The sequence below is a fragment of the Sulfitobacter sp. EE-36 genome, from assembly GCF_000152605.1.
In the GTDB taxonomy this organism is placed as follows: Bacteria; Pseudomonadota; Alphaproteobacteria; order Rhodobacterales; family Rhodobacteraceae; genus Sulfitobacter; species Sulfitobacter pontiacus.
Genome location: NZ_CH959310.1, coordinates 2,251,699 through 2,268,584, shown reverse-complemented (window position 1 = coordinate 2,268,584; position 16,886 = coordinate 2,251,699). Strand labels below are relative to the sequence as shown.

The window sequence follows — 16,886 nt, the reverse complement described above, 5'->3', positions numbered from 1 at the left end:
TGCGCGCCCGATCATACGGACATCACCGGATTTGCGAGGAAGGCCGACAGATCCCGACGCGCAGCGGCCGGGTTCAGGCTCATGAGATACACCGCGTTAAACGCGGCCATCAGCGGATCAATCTTGCCCGCGCCGCTTACTGCTTTTGTGACAATCACCGCGTTTCCCCTTGCCTCGGTCCTGGCATTGCCCACGCACCAGCCAAGCAAAGGCTGGCCGCAATGGCGCAAGGATCCGTCAAATAGTTTGCGCTCGGTGCCCTTGATTGCACCGTTGAGCTTGTAGCCTTGCGTGACGCTGGCGAGCGTATCGTGCGGAATGCCCGCGCCCTGCAGCGCGTCCACGATCGCCGCGACACCCTCGGGATCGAGGCCGATGCCGCCGCGCTCGGGCAAGATGCCGGCGCTGTGAACCCGCAACACGATATCGACAAGCTGATCGACATCCTGCGTCGGATGCGTGCAAATCGTTAGAGCGTCGTCGCGCTCGAGATCCTGTAGCCGCGCCGCGATGTTTTTGCGCCGCTCGAGCACGATGTCATGCGCCCATGCCGCGACCCAAAGTTGCCAGCGCTTTGTTTCCCGGTGCCGGCCGAGAACCGCGAGGCCGAGCAAATCGTCCATGCCGCCGCCGTCGATCCCGATCGTCGCAACTTCCGAGGTTTCGAGAAGCGCCTCTAAACTTAGCTCCGGATCTGCGGCTTTCGGCCAGTAGGTTTGACCGACCCAGCCGCCGGTGTGATGCCCGAGGCCGATCTCGATGTTTAAGTGCTGGCTTGCCCACCGTGCCAGCTCCTCGGCGCTGGTGTCGGCCGCCTTGCGAAACTCGGGGATCAGGCGCTCGATCGTGATCGACCGGCCGAGATTTGGCAGCACCGCGCCCCAGGTTGCCGGATCTTTCCAAGGCTGCTTTTCATCGCCCTGCATTTCTTGCGGAAACTCATAGAGCACCGGCAGCATCCGGACATCTTCGACAATCTTGCCGTCGCGCACCTTGCGCGCATATTCGAGCTCGCTTTTAAAAATCCCTTGCGGCGGAATTTCGCTTTGCGTCGTGATGATCACCAGCAAGCTACGCGCGTTTGTGATCATCCCGCCTCGGATCTGACCGATTACCCGCGCCGCAAAATGCCGCTCGGCCATCAGGTGCAGCTCGTCGAGGATTGCAAAGGCCGGGATCCCCCCGGTGGTCACTGCAGGGTCAAAGCTGGTGACCTTGCATTTTGCGTTGAGCGGCCGGCCCGTCTTGGGATCCGGATAGTGATCGGTGATCGTCTTTTTATGCTCGTCAACTTTGAAGCGCTTTGAAAGCCAGTCGTCGGCCTCGATCATGCCCTGCATTTGGGCAAAGCAAGTGTCGGCGACGGATTGGGTTGGCCCGACGATGATCCCGCGAATGTTGGGCGTCGTGTTCATCTGCATTGCGATCAAGCCGATGCACGCCGCGAGCGTCGTCTTGGTGTTTTTCTTGGGCACCAGCGTAAAGATCTCGCCGACCAGGCGCGCCCCATCCGAATTGACCGAACCGAAGGCCGCGCGCACGATGTCGCGGGTCCATTCCTCGGCCGCCTCGCCCATAGTCGGCTGGCCTGGAATATCCGGCACAACCAGCTTGTCGAACAAAGCAACGGCAATTTCGGCGAGATTATCATCGAGATCCAGCGCAGGGATCGGCGTTGCGCCGGCCTGCAGCTTTTCCCACCAGTCAGGGCACGCGGCCCAGGAAAGATCGCTCACTGTCGCGGGATCCGATCATAGAGCGATCCATAATCGGCCTGCGGCTTGGTCGCATCATTCAAGCGCTTTTCTTTGACGCCGAGCTTTTCAGCTTTCGCCGGCTGCTCGGGTTTTTCCTTTCCAGCCGCGCGCGGCGCGCCGGCCGAGACGCGATCGAGCCGCGCCTGCAGCGCTTTGACCGAAGGCGTGTGACCTTCACGCGCGCCGCGCAGCAACACGTCGAGGCACAGGCCGTCGATCAGCAAAGCCCCTTGCGACAGCTCGCGGGAAAAATTCTTGCGTAAAGTCTTAGGATCACAGCCGAGCGCCTCTGCAATCAAGTCCTGGTTCCACCCTGCAGCGGCCCGAACCGCTACAAAGTCTTGATTTTCCTTAGTTTTCTTGAAACTTGGCCGACCGCGGCGATCGCGCATCGGCAAGATCTCATTCCCAAACAGGTCAACAGATGCCCCTTGGGGCGGAAATTCATCAGCCATGGGAAAAAAATTCTCCGCGTTAGGGCATAACAGGTGTGGCGTGCCCGGCTTTTCTGACTTTTGACCCACCCCCCCCATGCGTGAGAGCGGCGTGGGATTGGCGTCAAAGCTGAAGAAAACTTAGGGTAAACGACAAATCTATAACGATAAGCACTTCCCGCTCTGAGGTGTCTACCTCGTTCCAAGGCAGAACCACCCACTCAGGCGAGCCTAGTGGTTTAGGCGAAACGCACAGGACGCATCCTGGAAGAATTAACGAAACACAGGAAAGGCACATAGGCCAAAGCTCTGAAGGGCTGAGGTGATCAGCTAATTTTCCCATTATGGCCAGCGCCACTACCTCGTCTCGCGTCCAGCTCTGCCATTTATTTGGATTATTGGGTAGAAAGCCGCGCTTGCGCCAATTTCTAATTCTGAGCTGGTTAACGCCTGTAATCCTAGCCACATCCCCTGATCTAAATGTATCCACTTCTTGCCCTCTCTATGCGCTGCTTTTCGGTGTCGTGATACTGCTTGCTTACCGCCTGCAGGTTATCTTCATCCCAAAACAGGAAGGGATCGCCGTTGTGCTCGCGGATGTGGTCCACAACGGGGCTGTTTGGGGCTGGTGCCTTGCCCACCAAAGCAACGCCGGTTTGCATGCAAGTGTAGGCATCGCGTGCCAAGATCTTTCGCCGTAGATCCTTCCAACGCTTGAGGCTGTACCAAGCGCGCCAGGGCTTGAGCTGGTCGCGCGCTCGATCTTGTTCTTTCGAATTGGCCGCAACCGCGCCGAGGCGTGGCGCTGGTGCCGCCAAGCGGCCCGGCACCGTCTTTAGACGAGGCATAACGATTACCTCTCATCTGCCAGAACGCAAAGCGCCCGGAGCGGGTTTACCGTCCGGGCGCAGAAGTGTTGTTGGCATGATGTCTAGGGGGAGCGGATTTATTCGGCAAGCACTTTCTTCCATGGCGTCATCGGTGGCATGCGGCTATCCACCCGCCAACGTGAGAGATTTGTGTGTATTTCAAATGTGATGCGCAATTCAGTTAACGCAGACCACCATTGTAAATAATTACGTCTTGCCGCGGCTATCTGCGCATTATCAGGCCGATATACGACAGGGCAGATCAGCACGTTATGGCGCCGAGCTTTGCGACCAGAGGTATCAATCTCGATACCCAGGCTTTCAGTTTCTGCCCGTTTACCATTTTGATTGATGCGCCAGCCTTTGGGCTCACAGCGAGGTTGCACCCCGACGAATGCATCAGGTATTGCCCGTGCACGCGCTAGCTCTGCGATTTGCACCGCCATGCGTCGACCACCACAGCCCTCTGGCAGCACTGCCACGGCAGCCGCGACAAGGTCAGCATCAGGATCGGGCAGTGACCGGCCTCCACCATCGATCCTACAGCCCAACTTACCACGCTGCTCCATAAGGTATGCGTTGCCGATTGATCCGTACCCAATCGCCAGCGTTCCCTCATCCTCAAAATCAATCGATGCGCATTCATCAGCGAAAGCCCATTCCAGCAACGATTGGATACTAATCTGCCGTCGCACACGACCGTTTGCGTCACGTACCATCTGCGCAGTCGTGTTTTTACTGACCTGCCCACCTGACTGCATAAACCTACGCGCCATCATGCAGCGTCCTCCGACACACCGGCCTGATTACCGACCAGACCTTCGACATAGGCCACCTTACCCTGGTACCAGTCCAGCCATTGCGCCTCGTCCGCTGGCATGGTGTGGCCACGTGCGATCCGATCTTTCGCAAGCTCAACTCGTCGCCGCCATTCCCCAGCCTTGTCCGCCACCATCTTTTTATCCATCGGCTTTACTGGCGGTCGCTTGTGCATAGTCCAAAACCAGTACTCCGCGACCAGCCGGTCCCCCAGCACAGCCGCACCACCCGCAGCTGACGCGAACCAGCGCAGCAATGCTGGCAACTCATCCAGTGGCCGACGTTGAAAGCTTTCCGCCAGTCCCAGCACCGTCGCAGGCGCTGGCCAGAAGCATCGGGCAGTTCCCTCGCCTTTTGTCCGGAGCGAGACACGCAGCGCGATCAGTCCCTCATCCCTCAAATAGGCCAGATCATCAGCCAACCGATCCAACCGGGTCTTCGCATCCTCCGCGGACACATTTTTGGCAAACCGGAACCCGTCAGCTTTCAGCGGATCAATCAACAGCCTGCGCACCCGGTCGCGTTTGGTCTCTGTTGCCTCTACCATGCCGTACCCCATTTCTTAGCCGAACCACCTATCAGCTGCCCCAACCCCCTGATCTTTTGGGACAGCGCCTGTTTCACTGTTTTGTCTCTGTCTATGTCCCTATCGTGTAGGACACTTGAGGACAGAGTAGCGAACCAATTGTTTTAAATAGACAATCTCACAAGACTGTCCTCGAACTGTCCTGTCATTGTCCGCAAAGTGTCCACTGGACAGTTCAAGCCGCCCATCACATCGTCCCCCGGCGCGGCGCGCGGCCAAGGTCCATCCGATGATCGGCCCATGCCATCATCGCCTGCTCCACCCAGCTCGTGTTGCGATATCCAACGCTTTGCTTCAGCAGCCATTCGTCCATCCACTTCACAGCAGCGTCGTTCTTGCTCAACTCAGTCTGCAGCCCCGCTACTGTCGATCGCAGGCGTTGGACGCGTTTGACCGTATTGGCCGCTTCCATCTTTGCCCGGTTATCCTCTTTGCGCGACACGGCCTCGATCAGCATGTCCAAGACAACCGGATGCATCAGTCGCACCTCATCACCGCAGCGGCACGGTCGCCACTTGTGCAGCGGCCCGTATTCAAGTTGGCATAGCGTCTTGAACTCGGATTCCGAGATCATCAGGAGCTTTGCCAACACTTCCATGTCGTTCGGGATGGTACCCACCGGCGACTGATCGCAGGCAATGTTGATCAAGTCGAAGTAAAGCGCACGGCACTCTGCCCGCCCCTTCAACCGCATGTCAGAGTTCAGCCAGCGACGGCGCTCCCAAACCATAAAGAAGTGACTATTGAGCCGGTCATCACGCGTAAGAGGGTATTCCTCGATTTCCGAAGTATCGACTAACGCGAATTTTCCATTTGCATCAGAAATTGCCATCGCTAGTGACCCGCCTGTGACTTAAACAGCTTTGGGCGAAGATCATCAGCGAAATCTACCTGGCCAATTGGTACCATAATCACAGTGTGATACCCGTATGATCTGCTAGCGTTCGGAGGGAACCGGAACCGTTCAGCACAGCATCCGCGCTCAGCGCATAGTCGTTCCCGCCAGCACCGCGGTAGTGCGTCTTGGTCACGCGCAGCCGACCTCCCCAATTCTTCAGCTTTATAACGGCCCTTACTGACGCCACGGGGACATCTACCGCCGCAGAAACCTCTGACATGGTGCAGTCCCAGCCGCGGGGCTGGCAGTACTGCCAAATTCGAAATGCTATAGCGTGGCCACGTGGTGTCATTTGAAACGACCCCCATTTATCTGTTGGAAAAATTTTTCCGACCGCTGAGCCCAGCGATGCGCGCGGTCAGCCCACCTTTGGGATATAAAGCCGGCACGCGACGACCACGCCGCAAACCAAATCCCCTGAATTTGCAGCCAAACGCGCCGCTTCATGCGACCCGACCCCGCACTGGCTCAAGTGCCAGCTCGACGCCTGCCAGCACCATCACTGCAGTGACGTAAGACAACGCCGCATCATTGTCGCAGCGCAACCAGTTGATAATCTGCCGCTCCGATACGTCGAGAACGGGCGCGCCAAGCTGCGCAACCTCGCGTTCCGACTTACCCGGAAAGGCGCGCCACAACAGCGATGCAAACCATCGGCGCGACAGGCTTTTGTGCTTACCCGAGCAAAAAGCGACACGCTTTGCATTTTGTGAAAGATTTTTCCGCATACTCGCTCCATGTTTGAACTGTGAAGAGTCCAAATGAAGCGAATGTGAAAAGGAACGAGGGGGTGCTGCGGTCATGCTGCATCCCTTTTTTCATGTCGTTTAAACTTAAACAAAAGCGGACCGCAGGGAATATTCCGCTCATCGCACTCACTCTTGATGATCAAGTACCAATTAGCTGGAAACGCAGAATTTGCGATCGCGTTGCTGATCGACTGGCGACTTACACCAAGAGCAGTCGCTAGGGCATCTCGCCCGATCGCCGCGCATATTTCCTGAACTGTACTCACAGCACATGAGGTAATACATAAATTATGTATCGTAAAGGTTCATTTCTTTCAAATATACATATTTTCTGTATCGAGCGATATTTACTAGTATGAATATCACCCAAAAAGAATCCCTAACCCGCCTAGGCGACATGAGCAAAGAGGCATGCGCGAAACGCCTCGTAGCCGCGAGGCTAACGAGCGGATTATCCCAGCTCGAAGTTTCGCAACAGGCTGGGATTGCCAACAACTCTCTCAACAATATGGAAAGAGGCCGGCAGTTCCCGAACCGTGAAATCATGAGATACTTCTATCGCGCTCACAGGATCGACTTTAACTTCCTGATGCACGGTGATTTTTCGCAGCTTCCTCAGGACGTACAGGCGGATCTCTTTTCGAAATTGAAAGGCGCAAGCAGTGCCACGGATCAAACACCAAATTCAAACTAACCCCAAGCGAACGTAAAAACTTCGCAACTCTAAAATGTCTCTGTCTCAACGCCGCCACCCCCAGTAACGCCAGATTAGAACAAATTAGGAACAACGCAACCCAAACCCGCGGTCGCCTTTACCATTTGCGAGGAACGAACATTGAGCACCAACTATAGATCAGCACGTACCAGCCTCCTGATATTTGACACGGTTACATGGCTATCTGTTGCGGCCCTAACGCTGATAGCGCTAAGACTTTATTCGACAGGAACATAGTTGCCAGCCGCGCTAATGGGCGTCGGAATCTGGCTGTTTGCGATCTTTGAATTTGCCTTCACGCAGTTTGCTCGCGCTCAGATAGACACTGCCGACAACACTCGCAGAATCCTTGAAATACTCTCGGCCCAACCTCAATCAAATACCGGGAAACCAGGCTTAGCCCCTCCTCAGCACCCAAGCAGTCAGCGGAAAGAGCCCACACTAAAGTAGCACCACATCAAGTGGATACATTTTATATGTATTAGTGATTGACTGATACATTTTTAGTGTATTATATCAGCCTTATTTACAGGAGGCTGATATGCAAACCCCCATCGACCAAGCCCGACACATCGTGACCCACCCGCAGATCTACGCGAGCCATCCATCAGTGCTGGCGATCAACTGGGAAAAGCTCAAGAATGCCCGCGGCCAAACGGTCGACTACGATCGCATTGGGGCCCCCGCCTATCTGATTGTCGATCCTGACCACGCAAGCGCGCAAGTTATTTGCATCCGAGCCAAAGTCCGCGATTATGCCCGTTCCAAGGGTTATGATCTTCCGCCGAGTGCAGCATGATGAACGAGCGCCTTATCCCCTTTGTCCGCGGCGTCTCCCTGATCGACCGCGAGGACCCCGACACACTGAAAGACGCCTTTATGAATGAGGTGATCGAGAATGGCGGCGCATACGCCGAAGAGACGGGTGATAAAACGGGTCTGTATGAGATCAGCCTACACGGCATCACAGCCTGCGGTGTATCCGAGATAGATGCCATCCACTATTGGATCGTTGCTGCGAACAAGGCGATTGCGAACCCAAAGGGTGAAGAGGTTGAAGCTGACGGCTTCATTACGAAACACCCGCCATGTGGCACCCCACGCAATCATGCGGAAGAGATCGCGAACGCATTGGCCGAACGAGACAGCGTGAAACCCCGCGCATTCCAGCGGATGCCCTTCGGCATCAGCTGACACAGCTTCCTGCAACGGCGCTCCTACCAAAGCGCCGCACCTAAGCTGGCGGGCAATATCAGCCCGCCGGTTCTTTCTTCAAATTGAAAGGCGACGTGATGGACATAGATGATATGGGCGACAACACTCGTTTGCATGAGCAAAACAAGGCCTGCCACTACTCGACGGACTGCGCCTGCGGGCCTAGTGCCAAATGCTGGCTGATGCGCCCAGACGACGCAGCCCCCATACCAGGCGCAGCGTTCGCCATCGTGGCCGCGGTAACAATAACCATCATTGCGATATTTTGTGGCCTCGCCACAGTAATGAGCTCAGTTCTGGGGTCGGTCCTATGAGCGCCGCCGTACGTCAGCGCCTGTCCGATATTCAACCCGCACAACAGGCTGGGATCCTCTGCAATGATCCGCAATTCCAGCGCTTTGCTGCGGTACGCTCGGGCTTACCCAGTCACCAGTTCAACGCCAGCGCAGCCGGTGAATACCTTCGCGGGGTCTGCCGGATCACCAGCAGGACCGTTCTAAATACCAGTAAGCCCGCTCAAGCCCAGTTCGCCGCCTTGCGTACAGAGTTCGATGCTTGGTCAGGGCGGATCGCTCAACAACGATAGACCACTCCCAACCGCCCCTTCCATCCTGACTACGGTAAAGATTGCGAGAACGAGGACAAGATGACCCAGCCCCTGCTTAAACCGACAGACGCTGCAGACGTTCTGGGGATCTGCACAAAGACCTTGCAAGAGTGCCGCCGTCGCGGGCTAAAGTATGTGAAGGTTGCCAGAGGTGCGATCCGGTACCGCGCGGACGACCTACAGGATTACATCGAGGCCCAGACACAATGCCATTCCGAACCAAGAAAACCCGCGTCTATCAATACGACATCGTCGTCGGGGGTCATCGCTTTCGAGGATCTTGCGGGACGGAGGACTTCGAAGCCGCGAAAGCGGTAGAGGCAGACATCCGGGCTAATGCCAAGCGCAATGCCGCGAGAGGCTCCGATTACACGCTATCTGAGGCGCTTGGCACATACATCAACGACAAAATCGTCGGACGCCCTTCAGAGGGCACCACCAAGAGCCAGGCGCGTGTGATCCTATCCCACATGGACGGCAAGAAGCGGCTCTCCAAGCTGACCGATGCCGACATCACCCAGTACGCCGCCAAGCACCGCGCCACATGCGCCAACAGCACAGTTAACCGTCATCTTCAGATGCTAGGCCGCGCGCTGCGTCACATGGGCAAGGTCTACAAAACAGAAATCCCCGACATCGATCTTAAAGCGGCTGAGACGAAGGAACCGCGGGAACGCGTGCGCGAACTGACCACCGACGAACAGACTAGGCTATTCGCCGCCCTGCCCCAAGAGTTTCATCCGATGGTCGCCTTTGCGCTTATGACCGGGGCGCGGATCAGCACGATCACCGGCCTGCTGTGGCGCGACGTCGACATGCCCCACCGTGAGATTACCTTCCGGCTCAAAGGCGATGAGCTGATGATCTTCCCGATCAATGGCGAACTGGCGGCGCTGCTGTCTGCCCTGCCAAAGTCGAATGTCATGGAAAGCCGCCGCTACGTTTTCACCCGCGTCGACGGCCACTCGGCAGAGCGGATTCAGATTATCGCCAGCGGAGGCGTGTTCGGCACCGTATGGCGCAAGGCGCTGCTGGATGCAGCGATTGACAATTTTCGGTTTCACGATCTGCGCCATACCTTTGCCACCAGGATGCTGCGCAAGACGCAGAACATCAGTTTGGTTTCAAAGTTGCTGGGGCATACGAATATTGAGACTACCAGTCGCTATGCGCATGTGTTGACCAGCGATCTTCGGGATGCGCTGGATGGGTTTTCTGCTACCGGCAGCGGACCAACCTCGCTGAAGGTAAATGACATTATTGTTTAGCTGATATAGGTTGCATTCTTATTTGGAGGATAGCGGCCTACAGGCGTTTAACGGCGCAAGGCGAACTTTCGCTCTAGCAGAGAGGTGCTTATTGATGTTCCTCAAGGCGGGCTTAAGGGTTACTGAAGCCAACTCTCAACTTTTTCATCAAAGAATGATTGAGCAAACTTACCCATTGCATAGCTCCACCGAATTAATAAAGTTCGCGACCGGGATGGTGAAGCAACAATACAACTAAATCGCAGGATCGGCTTACTTCTCATACTTTGATAGCGGCTTGTTTTCTAGCTGCCGAGGCACGCCTTCACGGAGTGGCCTTTTAAATAAATCAGGTCACTATAGAGCTAAAGTACCAACAGCAGACTACTTGCGCCTTGCAAGATAGTCAAAATTGGTCATTGTCGCACGCAGTCTCATGTCAACACTGCGGAAGAATATGACTGAAGGGTACGCGGCCATGCTTTTTAGGATTAGAAAGAAACAAAAATGAAGATATCCTATGGCGTCGAAAACTTAAGATCTTTGAAGAAAACCCCGCAAATTGAACTTAGACCGATTACCATCTTAGTCGGAAGGAATAGCGCTGGAAAAAGTACCTACCTGCGATCCTTTGCTTTGTTGCGGCAGTCACTCGAAATGAGATCAAGCGCGCCAATACTCTGGTATGGTGATTATGTAGATTTCGGCGATTTTGCTGCGGCAGTTAGCGATCGTGACCAAGAAAACGAAATAACGTTCAATTTTCGCGTGGATGATCTTCAGACTCGAGAAATCGATGACGACTTTTATTATTATGACGAATATGCTTACCGCGCTCGGCGGCGGACAATATCTTATCCGTCTGTTTCATTAAGTGTCTCATTGGGAGAGCAGCTCAAACGGACCGTTCGCCGTTCTGTTAGATTAGAAGTGCCCAATGACCAAACGTCAGCCGTCGCCATATTCGAGAAAAATGGTCGCGAATGTAGCGAGTTTGAAATTAATGGTCAAAAGATGTCCGACCTTATTCCTGGCGTCAAACTAGTATTCAGCGCCAGCGATATCTTTGGCAAGCCTGCTCTTTTTATGCAGGGGAAAATAGATGGAAAAGTGATAAAACGCGCCGCCGGAGCATCATCGGTGGTCGGAAGTGCGATTGCGCAACGATTGCGACAACATGTCGACAAAAGGATATCCGAGGAAAACCTTGAGATTGAAGCGCGGCGTATTCTACGAAACCCTCGCCTAAATCAAAGTAGTTTAGACAAGTTACACCGTGGAGCTAGCAATCGATCTTTTGAAAAACTCTATGATCGATGGAGAGGTAACGATGTCTCGATTACGTTTACTGAGGTAGACCATCTTTGTGCCCTTTATCACGCTATTACAACAATTGGTCATGTCTCAGGTGCACTGAAGGACTTTTTCCGAAACACTACGTACCTTGGTCCCGCCAGAGCACGCAGTGAACGATACTACCGTTCACAAGAGTTGGAAGTTTCTGAGATAAGTCCCGACGGGCAGAACTTACCGATGTTTCTAGCATCACTTAGCGCTACGGAACAAAAACGATTTTCGGATTGGGTTGAAGAGTCTTTTGGTTTCGGAGTTTTGGTAGAACGCAAAGAAGGACATGTAAGTATACAACTTCGCCAACGATCAATCTCTGTGAACGTCGCCGATACAGGATATGGTGTCTCTCAGATCTTGCCGGTCTTAGCTCAAATATGGTGGGCAACGCAGATGCCTCGATATGCTGTCAGACAAGCGCGGCATGGCTTACGCCCAATTACCATGGAACAACCAGAGTTACACCTGCACCCCGCTCACCAAGCGAAACTGGCAGACGTTTTTCGAAGTGCGATTCTACGCAACGAATCCAACCTGACTAACGCCGTCCTTCTAATTGAGACTCACAGTGAATCTTTAGTGAACCGCTTGGGGGAATTGATTGAAGACGGTAGTATTGATCCAAATGATGTCCAGGTAGTTATTTTCTCAGCCAGCGGCGGCGAGCAAGATCTTAAAACCGAAATTTCGACATCAACTTTTGATGCTGATGGTGTGTTGCTTGACTGGCCTTATGGATTTTTTAACTATTAAATGATTATTTCAATAGAGATTTCCGCTGCAGAGGCGAGCGAACAGCCCCGCGAAAAACTGGAAGAGTTCTTCTCAGAGGTTTTAAGGAGTAGTAGGCGAGGGCATCACATCGTCGTAATTCCACGGGCATTGGCAAGTTGGACTTTGGGCCATATTCAGCTTTCGGGTCATGATCGAGCGCATTTGGAGCGCCTAAAGGAAGAATTTACTCAATTGGGAAGTCTTCGCAGTGATCCAGATTCGAGGGTGCTGAAAGTGGTATCTACTGATCAAGGAATCCAGAGGATCGGCGATCACGCTTGGTCTATTAGTGTTGACAGTATGCTAGCCGGCCGCTTTCTAGAGAAACCTATATTGCTCCTTGAGAACGCAACCAATGACGGTGACTTGTACATTGAGCTGTTTTCCCATGAGGCCCGCAGAAGAGGTATTCGGAGCTTAGCGTACGAAGTTGCGAATGGTGGTGGCGGAACCACCTTTCAAGAAGTTTATCGGTTGGCAAAGCTACAGCACGTTGTTGTTTGCATTTGCGATCACGACAAGCTGTCACCTTATTCTCAGAACTCCGAAACCTTTAGAAAGGCGGCTTCTACAGCCAAACACTCTGACCTCGTTGGTACGGTGGTGACGACGCCGGGTAGGGAAGTCGAGAATTTTCTCCCTCTAGATCTAGTGCTAGATATTGTTCCGAATTTCCCTATAGATCAGCGAAAGAAGCTTGAGGATCTGATTACTGTTCAGGGGCCCGTTCAACCCAGAGATTGCCTCTGGCTATTCTTTGACGTCAAAGAAGGGATCTGCTCGAATAAACTCCTTAAAAAATGCAAATCGATTGACGCTCAACGATGGGCAGAGGAGAAATACAAGATTGATCTTCAAGTAGATAAAATTGCGATCACCGGTTTCGGGGAAACTGTTGTCGCGCAACTGCTCGATGATGGAGCACTTCTTGCCAAGCTATACAAATTCACCCGCTCACAATATTGGTTACACCATTTCGCTCCGTGGTTTGACGCATTCCTACCCTTTTTGCAGAGCAGGTTGACCAGTCGCGTCTAGCAACTTCATACAATAGCAGCTTGGACGGATCAGCAATTTTTCTCGCAGATTTAAGTCGACCGATTGCTTGGCTGACGAGTGCGACCAAAGTCCAATGCATCTGCACGATACGTAGATACGCGTGATTTGAAGCAGCACCAAGCATCAGTGGGTCCGAACTCCTGTGTAACTGCGATCTAGTCCACGGTTCCTAAGAGTATCAAAGACGATGACCATGTCCAAGGAACTACTGGAGAGCTGCGAGCGGCCTGAAGACCTTCTTGGCGATGCCGGCCGAATGAAAGAGCTCGACGTCAAGCAGATGGGGCGGATGCTAGGGTGCTGAAATGACGGCACATCTGGGTGATGATGACGGGAAGGATGCCCGCCTAATCAGGCCAACCGTCGCAGCGGCTCATCTGCCAAGAGATTAAAGGGGCACGACGGCGAACTGCAGAACGCAGTGCCGCGGGACGGGACGGCAGCTTCGAGCCTGAACTGGCGAAAACCACGCCTGCACAGCACCACCCCCAGACTTTATCCCAGACCAGCCTTTCATAGCCTTTTTTTCCATATCTCTGTGGATTTCTTCCCAAGCTTTAGTTACGAGTTCGATTCTCGTTACCCGCTCCAATATTCCCTCAAATTCACATCAATCCTTTTCGGGAATCGCGGCATGTCTCGCCGCTAAGGCCGTTTGTCGATCATCGCCCTTGGCCCGACCGGTAGCATTCCGCCGTGCTTTGCGGCAGTATCTCTTTCGTAGCTTTGCCATGTCGCCCGAAAGGATACGCCAGATGTTGAAATGCATGTTCTTTTCGCTGCTGTTGATCCCGGCGATGGCCACCGCTGAAAAACTACCCCCTGCGTCAGAACTTTTGTCAGACTGCACCGCGCCGCAGACAGATCCGGACGCCGTGCATCGATGTCTGTTTGCAATGGGCGATCAGGTGGAGCGTGACATGGTGCGCGCCTATCTCGATGCCCAAGCGGCGCTGGCTGCGTTTGATCAGGCGTTTTCGCGAAAGGCCGATGCCTCGGCGAGCGCGTTGCTGCAAAACTCTCAGATCGCATTTGAAGACTACCGCAAATATCACTGCGCGTTTCCCGAACGCTTGTCGTTGGGGGGAACGGCCGCGATCAACGTGACGCTGAGCTGCCGGATTGTCCTGACGCGATCGCGCATCGAGCAGTTGCAAGACTACGCCACCGCACGCTGACACCACCGATCCTTTGGCGCATTACCGTGCGATGACGATATCCGCGCGCAGACCGCCCAGAGTGTCCGAACTGCCCAACCGCAGCACCCCGCCATGCGCGCGGGCGATGTCGGTCGCGATAGCAAGGCCAAGGCCCACGCCGCCGCTGCCACTGTTCTGATTGCGCGCGGGGTCAAGCCGCGAGAACGGGCGCACGGCCTCGATGCGGCGATCCTCGGGGATGCCGGGGCCGTCGTCCTCCACCCTGATCCGCAGGGTTTTATCCGTCAGCAGCACAGATACCTCGGCCCGCGCCCCATAGCGCACCCCGTTCGAGATCAGGTTATCCACCGCGCGCAAAATCGCCATGCGGCGCAGGCGGACGGTGCCGGTGCCGTCGCCTTCGGGCGGGAGCAAGGTCACATTGCGACCAGCGCGTTGCGCATCCTCTACGGCGGTCTGCATCAGGGCGTGCGGGTCCAGGGGTTCGGCCTCCCCCTCTGCGGTGCCTTTGGCGAAATCAAGGAAGGCATCCAGCATGCCCTGCATATCATCGACGTCCTGCAACAGCGGCTCAGCATCGTCTTCGTCGATCATCGACAGGCCAAGCCGCATCCGCGTCAAGGGCGTGCGCAGGTCATGGCTGACCCCCGACAACATCAAGGTGCGCTGTTCAATCTGCCGTTCGATCCGTGCGCGCATATCGACAAAGGCCGCCCCCGCCGCACGCACCTCGACAGCGCCTGTCGGGGTATATGGCACGTGACGCCCGCGGCCAAAGGCTTCGGCTGCGCGGGCCAGCCGCTTGATCGGGCGCAGCTGGTTGCGCAGGTAAACGAAGGAGATCAACGTCATGACAAAGCCGAAGCTGAAGGTATACACAAACAGCTGATGCGGGTTCTGCGCCGAGATCCTGCGCCTCTCGAACTGGAGATCAAGCGGGCCAAAGCGCGACTGCACATAAAGATGCACCCCCGTGGGCCGCGTCAGATCAAGGCTCAGGAAGGCTGGCAGATACTCATCGAACCGCGCCACCATCACCCGACCGGAATAATCATACCACGACATCCGGTTGCGCGTCGGCACCTCACTAGCGGACACAGGCGTCACCCCCATGTCCAGCGTGGCCAGCCGATCTTGCACCGTGGCGGGAACGGCAGCGGCGGAGGGGGCGTCATCGACCACCTGCATGACCAGTTCGACCTCGCGCAGGACCGTGTCGGTCATCTGATTGGTGACCCCCTCATAGTTCCGCTGTGCAAAGATCACGGTCATCACGAGCTGCAAGATCACCACCGGCAAAAGCAGGATCAGGGCAGCGCGCCCATAGATGCCGCGGGGCATATATCGTTTGAGCCAGACGAAGAACATGGGATAGACCTTAGCCAGCCCCCTGCCCCAGCGAAAGGCCAAACCATGCTGCCCCCTGACGACTTCGACCCCGCCATCGGTATTGCCGAGATCTTGGAACCGGGCTTGCGCCGCATCGTGGCCGACAACCCCTCGCCCATGACCTACCGTGGCACGAATACCTATCTGCTGGGCACGCGCGGCATCGCCGTGATCGACCCCGGCCCCGCGTCGCCGCGGCACCTGCAAGCGATACGCGATGCCATCGGACCCGAACAGCACATCAGCCACATCATCGTAACCCATACGCATCTGGACCATTCGCCCCTCGCGCGCGACCTTGCCCGTGCCTGCGGCGCGCCGATACTGGCCTTTGGCGACGCGTTTTCTGGCCGCTCTGCGGTGATGCAACAACTGGCCGCCGTGTCCGATATTGGCGGCGGCGAAGGCATTGATGCAGAGTTCATCCCCGATCGCCCCCTAACTCACGGAGAGACCATCGCCGGCGACGACTGGACGCTGAGCGTGATTCACACCCCCGGCCATATTGGTAACCACATCAGCCTTGGCTGGAATGACGCCTGTTTCACCGCGGATCACGTCATGGGCTGGGCCAGCTCGCTGGTGTCGCCGCCGGATGGGGATCTGACCGATTTCATGGCATCTTGTGCCGAGCTGCAAAAAAATGACTGGCGGGTGTTCTATCCGGGACATGGCGCGGCGGTGACCGACCCTGCGGCAAGGCTCGACTGGCTGGTGTCGCACCGCCTCTCGCGCGAGGCTGATATCCTGCGCGCCCTCGACCAAGCCCCCGCCACAGCCGCCCAACTTGCTGCCGCGATCTACACCGAAACCCCGCCTGCGCTACTGGGTGCCGCGACCCGCAACGTCCTTGCGCATCTGATTGACCTTACAGGCAAAAACCGCGTCGCCCCGGTTGAATCCTTCTCTGCGACAGCCACCTTTCGCCGGGTCTGAAAATCTTTTGAAAAAATCTGGAAAAAAGTGGCAAAACCCTCTGGACGCCGGAAATTACCATAGCTATACGGTGCAGACCGTTCCGACGTAGCTCAGCGGTAGAGCAGTTGACTGTTAATCAATTGGTCGTAGGTTCGATCCCTACCGTCGGAGCCAACTTCCCCTTAGGTGGTTGGCGGTAAACGAAAAAGCGCTCCTTCGGGGGCGCTTTTCGCGTTCTGGGGGCCTGCGTGGCACATCCTTTCCGTTTTAGCTGATGGGGTGCCAATCCCACGCAACACGGTGCGCAGAACGGCGCGGATGCGCAACGGACGCAGCGCGT

19 protein-coding genes and 1 tRNA gene are annotated in these 16,886 nt (G+C 55.5%); 11 read left to right on the top strand and 9 right to left on the bottom strand.

All coding sequences use genetic code 11. The features are described from left to right. Nucleotides 1-11: 11 nt before the first annotated feature. The 8 genes from EE36_RS13570 to EE36_RS17790 all read right to left on the bottom strand — a co-directional run bounded on the left by EE36_RS13570 (nucleotide 12) and on the right by EE36_RS17790 (nucleotide 6,378). Complete coding sequence (locus EE36_RS13570) at nucleotides 12-1,736, bottom strand: terminase large subunit (protein ID WP_005853140.1); 1,725 nt, start codon at nucleotides 1,734-1,736, stop codon at nucleotides 12-14. Further along, nucleotides 1,733-2,212 (bottom strand): hypothetical protein, encoded by a 480-nt coding sequence (locus EE36_RS13565; RefSeq protein ID WP_005853139.1) that lies wholly within the window; start codon nucleotides 2,210-2,212, stop codon nucleotides 1,733-1,735. The genes EE36_RS13570 and EE36_RS13565 overlap by 4 nt, the downstream gene beginning before the upstream one ends. Nucleotides 2,213-2,667: 455 nt before the next feature. Continuing rightward, complete coding sequence (locus EE36_RS13560) at nucleotides 2,668-3,009, bottom strand: HNH endonuclease (RefSeq protein WP_217564302.1); 342 nt, start codon at nucleotides 3,007-3,009, stop codon at nucleotides 2,668-2,670. A 128-nt stretch (nucleotides 3,010-3,137) separates the two neighbouring features. Next, nucleotides 3,138-3,839, bottom strand: a complete 702-nt coding sequence (locus EE36_RS13555; RefSeq protein WP_050752199.1) for a hypothetical protein — start codon at nucleotides 3,837-3,839, stop codon at nucleotides 3,138-3,140. Continuing rightward, a complete protein-coding gene (locus EE36_RS13550) occupies nucleotides 3,836-4,426 on the bottom strand; it encodes a hypothetical protein (RefSeq protein WP_156785547.1) in 591 nt (196 codons plus the stop codon). The genes EE36_RS13555 and EE36_RS13550 overlap by 4 nt, the downstream gene beginning before the upstream one ends. Before the next feature lie 226 nt (nucleotides 4,427-4,652). Then, nucleotides 4,653-5,297, bottom strand: a complete 645-nt coding sequence (locus EE36_RS13545) for a hypothetical protein (protein WP_254655589.1) — start codon at nucleotides 5,295-5,297, stop codon at nucleotides 4,653-4,655. 509 nt (nucleotides 5,298-5,806) lie between these two features. Further along, a complete protein-coding gene (locus EE36_RS17720) occupies nucleotides 5,807-6,166 on the bottom strand; it encodes a hypothetical protein (RefSeq protein ID WP_254655588.1) in 360 nt (119 codons plus the stop codon). Continuing rightward, on the bottom strand, nucleotides 6,163-6,378 hold the full coding sequence (locus EE36_RS17790; RefSeq protein ID WP_367577060.1) for a helix-turn-helix domain-containing protein: 216 nt from the start codon (nucleotides 6,376-6,378) through the stop codon (nucleotides 6,163-6,165). The genes EE36_RS17720 and EE36_RS17790 overlap by 4 nt, the downstream gene beginning before the upstream one ends. 89 nt (nucleotides 6,379-6,467) lie before the next feature. Here EE36_RS17790 and EE36_RS13535 point away from each other — a divergent pair, with 89 nt between their 5' ends. From EE36_RS13535 to EE36_RS13485, 9 genes are all read left to right on the top strand, one after another. Next, nucleotides 6,468-6,806, top strand: coding sequence for a helix-turn-helix domain-containing protein (locus tag EE36_RS13535; protein WP_039911939.1), 339 nt, complete (start codon nucleotides 6,468-6,470; stop codon nucleotides 6,804-6,806). A 562-nt stretch (nucleotides 6,807-7,368) separates the two neighbouring features. Next, complete coding sequence (locus tag EE36_RS13525) at nucleotides 7,369-7,626, top strand: hypothetical protein (RefSeq protein ID WP_005853132.1); 258 nt, start codon at nucleotides 7,369-7,371, stop codon at nucleotides 7,624-7,626. Continuing rightward, entirely contained in the window at nucleotides 7,626-8,021 is a 396-nt protein-coding gene (locus EE36_RS13520) for a hypothetical protein (RefSeq protein ID WP_254655587.1), read from the top strand. Before EE36_RS13525 ends, EE36_RS13520 begins: the two co-directional genes overlap by 1 nt. A gap of 331 nt (nucleotides 8,022-8,352) precedes the next feature. Continuing rightward, nucleotides 8,353-8,628 (top strand): hypothetical protein, encoded by a 276-nt coding sequence (locus EE36_RS13510; RefSeq protein ID WP_039911932.1) that lies wholly within the window; start codon nucleotides 8,353-8,355, stop codon nucleotides 8,626-8,628. Nucleotides 8,629-8,688: 60 nt separating this feature from the next. Then, nucleotides 8,689-8,967, top strand: a complete 279-nt coding sequence (locus EE36_RS17785; RefSeq protein ID WP_083776470.1) for a helix-turn-helix domain-containing protein — start codon at nucleotides 8,689-8,691, stop codon at nucleotides 8,965-8,967. A 152-nt stretch (nucleotides 8,968-9,119) separates the two neighbouring features. Next, the gene (locus EE36_RS13505; protein ID WP_254655586.1) at nucleotides 9,120-9,917 is read left to right on the top strand and encodes a site-specific integrase; all 798 of its coding nucleotides are present in this window, start codon (nucleotides 9,120-9,122) and stop codon (nucleotides 9,915-9,917) included. A 486-nt stretch (nucleotides 9,918-10,403) separates the two neighbouring features. Continuing rightward, nucleotides 10,404-11,999: an AAA family ATPase gene (locus EE36_RS17375; protein WP_083776469.1), complete on the top strand. Its 1,596-nt coding sequence runs from the start codon at nucleotides 10,404-10,406 to the stop codon at nucleotides 11,997-11,999. Continuing rightward, a complete protein-coding gene (locus EE36_RS13490; RefSeq protein WP_039911928.1) occupies nucleotides 12,000-13,058 on the top strand; it encodes a hypothetical protein in 1,059 nt (352 codons plus the stop codon). Between the two features lie 776 nt (nucleotides 13,059-13,834). Next, nucleotides 13,835-14,257, top strand: a complete 423-nt coding sequence (locus EE36_RS13485) for a lysozyme inhibitor LprI family protein (RefSeq protein WP_005853123.1) — start codon at nucleotides 13,835-13,837, stop codon at nucleotides 14,255-14,257. 21 nt (nucleotides 14,258-14,278) lie between these two features. Here the strand turns inward: EE36_RS13485 and EE36_RS13480 are convergent, their stop codons facing one another. Next, entirely contained in the window at nucleotides 14,279-15,607 is a 1,329-nt protein-coding gene (locus EE36_RS13480) for an ATP-binding protein (protein ID WP_005853122.1), read from the bottom strand. A 45-nt stretch (nucleotides 15,608-15,652) separates the two neighbouring features. Between EE36_RS13480 and EE36_RS13475 the strand changes: the two genes are divergently transcribed. Together EE36_RS13475 and EE36_RS13470 are read left to right on the top strand one after the other, a co-directional pair. After that, the gene (locus EE36_RS13475; protein WP_005853121.1) at nucleotides 15,653-16,564 is read left to right on the top strand and encodes an MBL fold metallo-hydrolase; all 912 of its coding nucleotides are present in this window, start codon (nucleotides 15,653-15,655) and stop codon (nucleotides 16,562-16,564) included. An 81-nt stretch (nucleotides 16,565-16,645) separates the two neighbouring features. Next, nucleotides 16,646-16,720, top strand: a tRNA-Asn gene (locus tag EE36_RS13470). Nucleotides 16,721-16,886: the final 166 nt, after the last annotated feature.